The following is a 2,079-nucleotide window of genomic DNA, read 5'->3' on the forward strand; positions in this document are numbered from 1 at the left end:
ACACGCCTACACAGTAGCTCGAACGGACATAGTAATAGCAGGCATGATAAGCATAGGCGCCACTGGGCTTGCGATAGATATAGGATTCCGATATTTTGAGTCCAGGTTCTTCGCGTGGCAGAGGTTGTCAAGATGACCCCGCTTATAGAAACAAAAGCTTTGTGCAAAAAATTCGCTCTTGACGGAGGCGGCAGCGTCTTTGCACTTGACGGCGCTGAAATCGCCGTCTTTGACAAGGAATTTCTCTGCCTGCTAGGGCCGTCAGGGTGCGGAAAATCAACATGGCTGCGCATCGCGGCAGGGCTTGAAAAGGCGACCTCCGGCGAAGCGCTCTTTAAAGACGCGCCAATAGAGGGGCCCTCCAAAGAACGCGGCATGGTTTTTCAGGAATACTCCCTACTGCCGTGGCGTACCGTGGCGGAAAATGTAGCGCTTGGGCCGGAGTTCAACGGAGTTTCCAAAAAAGAACGGCGGGCGCTCGCGCTAAATTTCCTCAAGCGCGTCGGCCTTGAAAGGTTCGCCGACGCAAAGCCATACGAACTCTCCGGCGGCATGCGCCAGCGCGCCGCCATCGCGCGCGCTTTGGCAAACGATCCAGAGGTGCTGCTTATGGACGAGCCCTTCGGCGCGCTGGACGCGCATACGCGCGTGCTCCTGCAAAAGGAACTGCTGCGAATCTGGGAACACAACAAAAAAACGGTCGTCTTCGTGACGCACAGCGTAGACGAGGCACTTTACCTTGCGGACAGAATAGTAGTAATGACCGCACATCCTGGGCGCGTCCTTGAAAATATAAAAGTCCCGTTTGAACGCCCGCGCCGCAGAACCTCGCCCGGCTACGGCGAGTTGACGGAGCGGATATTGTCGCTGCTGGAACAAAACGAAAGGCTGGAATGAGACACTCAGCTCATTTGATTAGCGTACAATGCAGCATATTGCACCCGATAATCGCGGAAAAGGACCGCCGCTTCGATAGACAAAACGGCGGTCCTTTTCTGCGCTTTTTACTCCAGCGGCGATTGTTTCTCGTGCTGCGAGATATATACTCCTATCAGCGTCAGCACACCACCCAACAACGCAAAGAGCGTGATGTGCTCGTGCAGCACAAGCGCGGCGCAGAGGATAGCAAGCGGCGGCGAAAGATATATAAGGTTGTTAGCTTTCACCGGACCGAGACCCCATATGACCTTGGCCCACGCCCAGTAACAGAAGGCCGACGCAAGCGCGCCCAGGAACAGCAGGTTCAACGCCACGTCCCATCGCATCAGTTCCTCTGGACGCCACTGGATGAGCGGCGTAAGCGTCAACGGGAGCATCGAAAGCAGGGCGTAGAAAAAACTTTTGCGTGTTATGACGACCATGCTGATGCTTCGGTCTATATTACGGACAATAAGCGAATAAAAGGCAAACGAGAGCGCGGCAAGAAGCGCGATAATGTCGCCTAAAGGATTCAGTTTCAGGATAAAATGACCGTTGAAGACGATCACTGCGATGCCGACGAGGCAGAATACGCTGCCGGTTATGAATTTTTTGGAGATAGGCTCACCACGGACAAAAACATGGACCACGAGACCGGTTAGCAGCGGCGCAGTAGAAACAATCAGAGATACATTCGAGGCGGTACCGTAAAAGAGCGCGAAATTTTCACACATAAAATAGACGGTAGTGCCAAGACAGCCGGCCGCCGCAATGGCCAGCTCCTGTTTCAGCGGCAGTCGAACCCGTTTGGGCGATACGGCTGTAAAAAGCGCAAGCGCTATCATCACCCTGTAAAACAATATTTCCGTCGGCGAAAGCCGCGCCAGCAGAAATTTTGTTGAGACAAAGGTGATGCTCCATATCAAAATGACAAATCCAGCAAGCCAGTAGCTCCCGGCGCGTATATTTTTATCGTCAGGCACGGCGTGTCGCCCCTTCAAAATAAATTTCGAGACGTCCCGCGTCCCCGCATCATTATAACCTCTGACGTGCCGTTTTTTGTAAAAATAGTGTTCAGGTGCATATATGACCAACCAGCGAAAAACTTTGCCAAGAGCTTTCGTTTTTCCGCTGGTTTTTTTATTTTTGACCGCCTGCCAG

The 2,079-nt window shown here is 52.9% G+C and carries 2 protein-coding genes; one reads left to right on the forward strand and one right to left on the reverse strand.

Translation table 11 applies throughout. The features are described 5' to 3' along the window. Positions 1-132: 132 nt before the first annotated feature. Positions 133-897, forward strand: coding sequence for an ABC transporter ATP-binding protein (locus RRY12_13060; protein MEG2185603.1), 765 nt, complete (start codon positions 133-135; stop codon positions 895-897). A 107-nt stretch (positions 898-1,004) separates the two neighbouring features. Here RRY12_13060 and RRY12_13065 read toward each other — a convergent pair whose 3' ends face one another. Continuing rightward, on the reverse strand, positions 1,005-1,901 hold the full coding sequence (locus RRY12_13065; protein MEG2185604.1) for a DMT family transporter: 897 nt from the start codon (positions 1,899-1,901) through the stop codon (positions 1,005-1,007). Positions 1,902-2,079: the final 178 nt, after the last annotated feature.

The organism is Cloacibacillus sp. (assembly GCA_036655895.1).
Taxonomy (GTDB): Bacteria; Synergistota; Synergistia; order Synergistales; family Synergistaceae; genus JAVVPF01.